Source organism: Sphingobium sp. (assembly GCF_003248505.1).
In the GTDB taxonomy this organism is placed as follows: domain Bacteria; phylum Pseudomonadota; class Alphaproteobacteria; order Sphingomonadales; family Sphingomonadaceae; genus Sphingobium.
This window is the reverse complement of record NZ_QFOA01000004.1, coordinates 138645-144896: the sequence shown is the minus strand read 5'-3', so window position 1 is coordinate 144896 and position 6252 is coordinate 138645. Positions and strand designations below refer to the sequence as shown.

Genomic DNA, 6252 nt, shown 5'->3' with positions numbered 1-6252 from the left:
TGTTCTTACATCATCAGCCACTACGATACCCCTCGGATGAGGGGCAAAACATAGACAGATCAGCAGCTACGAAAATGTGGGGAGGTTTTGGCGCTTACGCTGTGATTACGTTCGCAGGACGATTTGCGGCTACCGGTTTAGGCCGTCGGCAGAGCCACCAGACCGCTTCTCGGCCGTTAGCCGTCTGCCGGTGTCGGACGATAATCTAGAAGAGCAGCCACCCCGTTTGCCAATTGAAGCATTCGAAAGGGACGTGAGCCTCAATTAAGGCCGAGTTTGGAAAAGAACGCCTCGTTACGCAGGCGAGCGTCATGCAGCAGCTTGTTGTACGGAAGAACTTCGACGACAGCATTGTGAATCGGGGAAAAGCCGAAATACCCCTCGCCGTCCGCGCTCCGGCTCTGGGCAATCGACAGTGACACCATCTCGATCAGCTTTGGCGTGAAATCAGCGATCACAAAGCAGATGAACCGGGTGGAAAGAGGTATTGGTTTGCGAATACGGCCGGTCCGATCCTTAAAGGCGCCCCCGTTGCGCATGATGTTCACGTACTCCAGCACCTGGGTGATAGGATTGTCGTCATGACCATAAGCGGTCCGGCCTGGTCGTTTGAACTCGACGATGATGATGGGCTCGTCCGTCCCCTCCCGATCAAAAGCCAATGACCGATCAAACACGACGGCAATGTCGGGCTCGCGACCGCTGTCACTGTCGGCCAGAAAGGTTTTGAACGGCTTGTCGGATTTCAGATAGGAGTAGAAAGCGAGCCTGTCGTCCAGGATCCAGAGATTATGGTCCTCGTATTCAAGCGCCTCCCCATCCGATCGGATAGGGATGATCAAGTCATGAACGATCTCTTCCCGCAGATAATTGCGTGCCTCAGGATCGGCGTACGCGAGTGAGCTGTCGAGGAGGTCGAGGATCTCTTTCCGCTTCACGACATATTCTGCGAGCGAAGCCTTCTTGTCGATGTTGATCGCGCCCGCGACCTTTTGCACGCGTTCCGCCATATCCTCGCCGGTTGCGGTCACCAGTGCTTTGATCTCCCGCCGAGTTTCCCGCTGCTTGCGGCGACGCTGCCGCGCCAGCTCGAGGAAGATATCCTCTTCGGATTTTGCATTGAGCGAAAGGTTTTCTTCAACAAATGCCGGGACGTCACCCGCCACCGCAAGAAACTGAGGGTTTTCGCGGATAATGCGTAGAGTAGTCTCTGCCTGCTTTAGCCTGACGAGCTCGATATAAGGCGCCAGTCGCTGCTTGGCGGCAGCGACAGCCGCGGCGTGCAGGGCACGATAGGCTTCCTCGGAGAAGGTGAAATTCGTCCGCTCCTGATTGACATGCCCGTTCAGGAAGTCGCCGGAGACAAGGCCGATATACACACTGTCGGCATTCTCGCCGATATAGCCCAGTCCAAGCTGGTTATCGATCTTCTCATCCCGCACCACCCGTCCGTCACCGACATAGAGGTTCCAGTGCTTGGATCCCTCGTGAAGACGGAGACCCTTGTTGAGCAGGATATGATAAATGTCGGCTGAGATCGGCTCGGCGTCTGGCTCGAGCGATATGCGGATTGTCTCCAGCACCTCGGATTCTACGTTCTCGCTGTAGAAATCGAGCAAGCTGATCCGCTCTGCGCCGTCGATCAGGACAAAAGCCGGAACCTCGTAGCTGGCGAAATTACGAAGGAAGTGCCCGATAATCTGAGCGGCGATCGTATCGGTCCTACGCGGGCAGTGCGCGCTATAAGCTGGAGCATAGGGCTCCAGATGTATCCTGGTTCCGACCTTCGCCGCCGTGCCGCCCACCGACAGCTCGTGACCCCGCACTGGATTGCTGTCGCTATCCCCGATCGCAAAGGCGAACGTTCGATAGAGGATCTGGCCGTCTTCCTCGAAGCCGCTCGACACTTTGGTGTTTTCGAAGACCTTAAGCCACGAAAGCCGACCGACGCCCTTGCCGCCACGGCTGATCTTGCTGGCTGTGTCCGCCGTTCGAAACGCCCTCCAGTTTTCGGGAGTCAGGCCAATCCCATTGTCTTCGACTGAGAAGCCGATGACCGGCGGGCTTTCGTCCTCGCTATCGCTCCGCAAGACGGTCACGGTGATACTGCCCCGCTTCGTCGCTTCCCGATCCCAACGCGCCTCGATCGCGTGGAAAGCATTCGCCACTGCTTCGAACAGCGGGAACAAAGCATTGAGCGGGGACGGCGCGAACCCAAGGTTGCGCACGCGTCCAGCTAGGCTGAACTCAAAATTGTCAGAATCATCATCGCGCACGCACAGGCTCCCCCAAGTCTGGTTACGTCAGTCACCGGCCGCCTGCAAAACCTTCCTTTGCGGGAAAGGCGGACAGTCGGTTTAGCCAATCGGCTGCATGGAGACACGCAGCCCATTGGCTTGCTTAGGCGGCGGCGGCCTCGAGCTCGGACTCAAGGGTTTCGATAAACCCCTCCATGGTCGTCTCGCGCATATCGACCGCCTTCGCACCGCCCCCGGCTACGACGGTCACGTCGGTGATGCCGATCACACCGAGGACCATGCGGAGGTACTGCGTGGCGATGTCACGGTCGCGGATCGGCGAACCTTCGGTGTAGACACCGCCGCTCGCCACCAACACTGTGGCGGTCTTGCCGGTGACGAGGCCTTTGCCGTCAAAGCCGAGCGTCAGCCCCTTGCGCACGATGCTGTCGATCCAGGCCTTGAGCTTGGCAGGCACGTTGTAGTTATAGACCGGGGTCGCGATCACCAGGTGGTCGCAGGCGAGCAGTTCGCCGACGAGTTCGTCAGACAGGCGCAGTTCGGCCTTCATCTCGAGCGAGTGTTGCTCGGGCGGCGTGAAATAGGCCTGGAGCCACGGCGCGTCGATGAACTGGAGGTTGGTTTCCGTCAGGTCGCGCTCGACGACTTCGCCATCCGGGTGTGCCGTCTGCCATTCGGCGACGAAGCGACGTGTCATGTTGCGCGAGATCGAATTATCCCCGCGGGGACTGGTTTCGACAACGAGAAGCTTGGTCATGATTATTCCTTCTTGAGAATCGATCAGCCGAAACGGAAACCGGATATCGGCTTGCCGAGAGCATGGCCGTGGAAGTGAATGACGCCGGTCTCGCCCGACGCCGCGCCTGCCGCGATCATCAGAGGCAGCAGGTGGTCCTCATGGGGCTGAGCCACGCGGGCATGCGGGGCGTCTTCCCAGCGGATCAGAGCTTCGTCGCGCGTCGCGCCATCGATCATGGCGGCGCGCAGCCAGGCGTCGAATGCCTCTGCCTTCTCGTCTACCGCTCCGCCGCCGAAAAAGCCGCGCATGTTGTGGTATGACTGGCCGCTGCCGAGGATCAGCACGCCCTCGTCGCGCAGCGGCTTCAACGCCCGCCCGATCGCAAGGTGGGCGGCCGGATCGAGACCACGCTGCAGTGAAAGCTGCACCAACGGAATGTCGGCTTCGGGCACCATGACCTTGAGTGGCACGAAGATGCCGTGATCCCAGCCCCGCGCATGCTCCGCGCCGTTGGCAATGCCGGCATCCGACAACAGCTCGCGTACCCGTGCCGCAATTGCCGGGGCGCCCGGCGCGGGCCAGGTCAGACGGTAGGTGTGATCGGGAAACCCGCCATAGTCGAATAGGAGCGACGGATGCGCGCCGGTGTTGACGGTCGGCACGTCCTCTTCCCAATGCCCGGATATGGCGAGGATGGCGCGCGGCTGCTCCGTCAGCGTCGCGAGGAATCCGCGCAGATAGGTCTCCAGCTCGCGCCACGTATCGCGCATCGGCCCCGGTTCCAGGAAGAAGCAGGGCCCGCCGCCGTGATTGATGAAGAAGGTGGGTTGCATGAGAGCTATATGCCCACTGGACGATCATCGCAGGAGTGATAAAGATGTGATGATCTTTATCGGCTGGAGTGATGGATGATCGGGAACTTCACGCTGGACCAACTCCGCGTTCTCACGACCATCGCCGAGACAGGCAGCTTCTCCGCCGCAGGGCGCAGGCTCGGACGCGCGCAATCCGCGATAAGCCAGGCTGTTGCGACGCTGGAGGACACGCAGGGGGTGACGTTGTTCGACCGATCGGGCTTCCGGCCCGTTCTGACCGATGTGGGCCGGGTGCTGGTGGTACAAGCGCGCTCGGTCCTTGCGAGCGCCGCCCGGTTCGAAGCCATGGCCGCCGGCACGCGGGAGGGGATCGAGGCCGAGCTGGCAGTCGCGATCGATCCGCTGGTGCCAACCGCTGCCTTTATCGACAGCTTGCATGCGCTGCGCGCCGAGTTCCCATTCCTTCCGGTCAGTTTTTCTACCGAGGGGTTAGGCGGAGCCGAGCGACGGCTGCGAAGCGGGGACGCGGCACTGGCGTTCTGTATCCTGTTGCCAAGCGTACCCAATGACGTGGCGGCACTGCCGTTGCTTGGGATCGATCTCGTGCCCGTGGTGTCCCCTGCCCATCCCCTCGCCGAACTGGCCCGGCCGGTGACGGCCGGCGACCTGGATGAGCATATCCAGCTCGTCCTCTCCGACCCGGCCGCACCCGATGGCCCTAACTACGGCATCATTGGCACCAGAGCCTGGCGGTTCGTGGACCTTGCGCGGCGACTGGATTTCTTGCTCGCGGGCCTGGGATGGTGCCGGATGCCTGAGCATCTCATCGCGCCGCACCTCGCGGACGGTCGCCTGGTCGCCTTGACGATTGAGGACGATCCGGCCGGCGCGACCGGTCCGCTGATGATCTATGCCGCCCACATGCGGAATCGCGCGCTCGGACGGGCGGGGTCCTGGCTGCTACGCGAGCTACAGTCTCGGCTCGGCTGATCGGGATTGCGGCAGAACCACAACGAGCTAGAACCGGAACATCATGCGAACTGAACTCGATCACCTTCCAGCAAACAAGCGGCGCGAACTCGATCGCGTGGTGCAGATCCTCTTCGAAGAATTCGAAGACGCACATGGGAAGCCCGAAGGCGACCGGAAACTTGGACGGATCCACAAGATCATTCTGTACGGATCATATGCCCGCGGCGGCTGGGTCGACGAACCGCACACCGCCAAAGGGTATCAATCGGATTTCGATTTGCTCGTCATCGTCAACCAGAAAGAGCTGACCGACCGCGTCGCCTATTGGGAAAGGGCGGAGGAGCGCCTCAACCGCGAGCGCAGCATCACCCAGAACCTCAAGACGCCCGTCAACTTCATCGTCCACACCCTTCAGGAGGTGAATGATGGCCTCGCGCACGGCCGATCCTTCTTCATCGACGTCGCTCGCGACGGCATTGCCCTCTACCAATCCGAAGACAGCGAGCTCCACCAGCCCAAGCCGAAGACACCACAGCAGGCCTACGACGCGGCGACAGAGTATTTTGACGAATGGTTTTCGCTAGCTCTCGCTTCGCAGAAGGGTTTCCACTTCTACATGTCGCAGAAGGAATTCCGCCACGCGGCGTTCACCCTGCAGCAGGCGTGCGAAAGCCTCTACCACTGCGTGCTCCTGGTGATGACCTTCTACACGCCGCACGTTCACAACCTCGCTTTTCTCCGGACGCAGGCGGAACGCGAATCCAACCACCTCTTCGAAGCCTGGCCGCGCGACAACGCCCGCGCGAGGGCTCGCTTTGCCAAGCTCAAGGACGCTTACGTGAAGGCGCGCTTCTCGAAGCATTACCGGATCACGGAGGAGGAACTGAACTGGTTGGCTGAGCGCGTCGACGAGCTCGGTCGTCTGGTGCACGAGGATTGCACGGCACGGATTGCCGAGTTGCGCGCGGCGCTCTGACTGGAGTCCCCACAGCGAGCAACCTCGGTTTGAACTGATGCGACCAATGCGCCATCCCCCGTTTCGGGGGCCGTCGGTGGTTGCGCACGTGTCGCCTCTTGCCGCCACTGACGCGGTGTCTTGCCGGCGCGCCGGACGAATGTGTTGGTGAAGTGGCTTTGATCCGCGAACCCGCATTCGAGCGCGATCTCGGCGATGGGCATTCGGGAATGGGAAAGAAGTATCATTGCGCGCAGCACGCGCTGGCCGATGAACCAGCTATAGGGAGAAATACCGACGGTGCTGGTGAATGCCCGAACGAAATAGCTCATCGATAGCCGGCAGGCACAGGACAGCTCCGAAACCTGCATCGTTTCACCGACGCGCGCCGCCATGATTTTCTTCGCCAGTTGGACCTGCCACGGCGCGAGACAGGGTTGCGGGCGCGCATAGGTCCGGCCAGTCCGTCGCGTGGTTCTACCAGGCGGTTCCGGCTCGCAGTGCCGGGTCCGC

At 61.0% G+C, this 6252-nt stretch carries 6 protein-coding genes; 2 read left to right on the top strand and 4 right to left on the bottom strand.

Annotated features, from left to right (window positions below; genetic code table 11):
* Nucleotides 1–260 precede the first annotated feature (260 nt).
* The 3 genes from DI606_RS03475 to DI606_RS03465 all read right to left on the bottom strand — a co-directional run bounded on the left by DI606_RS03475 (nt 261) and on the right by DI606_RS03465 (nt 3830).
* Nucleotides 261–2276 carry a hypothetical protein gene (locus DI606_RS03475; protein ID WP_168847373.1) on the bottom strand — a complete coding sequence of 672 codons (2016 nt, stop codon included), beginning with the start codon at nt 2274–2276 and terminating at the stop codon, nt 261–263.
* Between the two features lie 124 nt (nt 2277–2400).
* Nucleotides 2401–3015 (bottom strand): NAD(P)H-dependent oxidoreductase, encoded by a 615-nt coding sequence (locus tag DI606_RS03470; RefSeq protein ID WP_168847372.1) that lies wholly within the window; start codon nt 3013–3015, stop codon nt 2401–2403.
* A gap of 23 nt (nt 3016–3038) precedes the next feature.
* Nucleotides 3039–3830, bottom strand: coding sequence for a class III extradiol ring-cleavage dioxygenase (locus tag DI606_RS03465; RefSeq protein ID WP_168847371.1), 792 nt, complete (start codon nt 3828–3830; stop codon nt 3039–3041).
* 75 nt (nt 3831–3905) lie between these two features.
* Between DI606_RS03465 and DI606_RS03460 the strand changes: the two genes are divergently transcribed.
* Together DI606_RS03460 and DI606_RS03455 are read left to right on the top strand one after the other, a co-directional pair.
* Nucleotides 3906–4802: a LysR family transcriptional regulator gene (locus DI606_RS03460; RefSeq protein ID WP_168847370.1), complete on the top strand. Its 897-nt coding sequence runs from the start codon at nt 3906–3908 to the stop codon at nt 4800–4802.
* 43 nt (nt 4803–4845) lie between these two features.
* A complete protein-coding gene (locus DI606_RS03455) occupies nt 4846–5760 on the top strand; it encodes a nucleotidyltransferase (RefSeq protein ID WP_168847369.1) in 915 nt (304 codons plus the stop codon).
* Here the strand turns inward: DI606_RS03455 and DI606_RS03450 are convergent.
* On the bottom strand, nt 5646–6071 hold the full coding sequence (locus tag DI606_RS03450; protein WP_247650912.1) for an AraC family transcriptional regulator: 426 nt from the start codon (nt 6069–6071) through the stop codon (nt 5646–5648). The two genes, DI606_RS03455 and DI606_RS03450, sit on opposite strands and share 115 nt — an antisense overlap.
* Between the last annotated feature and the right edge of the window lie 181 nt (nt 6072–6252).

Coding starts and splice junctions, on each gene's coding strand:
- DI606_RS03470 (WP_168847372.1), bottom strand. CDS start 3,015: ATGACCAAGCTTCTCGTTGTCGAAACCAGTCCCCGCGGGGATAATTCG.
- DI606_RS03465 (WP_168847371.1), bottom strand. CDS start 3,830: ATGCAACCCACCTTCTTCATCAATCACGGCGGCGGGCCCTGCTTCTTC.
- DI606_RS03460 (WP_168847370.1), top strand. CDS start 3,906: ATGATCGGGAACTTCACGCTGGACCAACTCCGCGTTCTCACGACCATC.
- DI606_RS03455 (WP_168847369.1), top strand. CDS start 4,846: ATGCGAACTGAACTCGATCACCTTCCAGCAAACAAGCGGCGCGAACTC.
- DI606_RS03450 (WP_247650912.1), bottom strand. CDS start 6,071: ATGAGCTATTTCGTTCGGGCATTCACCAGCACCGTCGGTATTTCTCCC.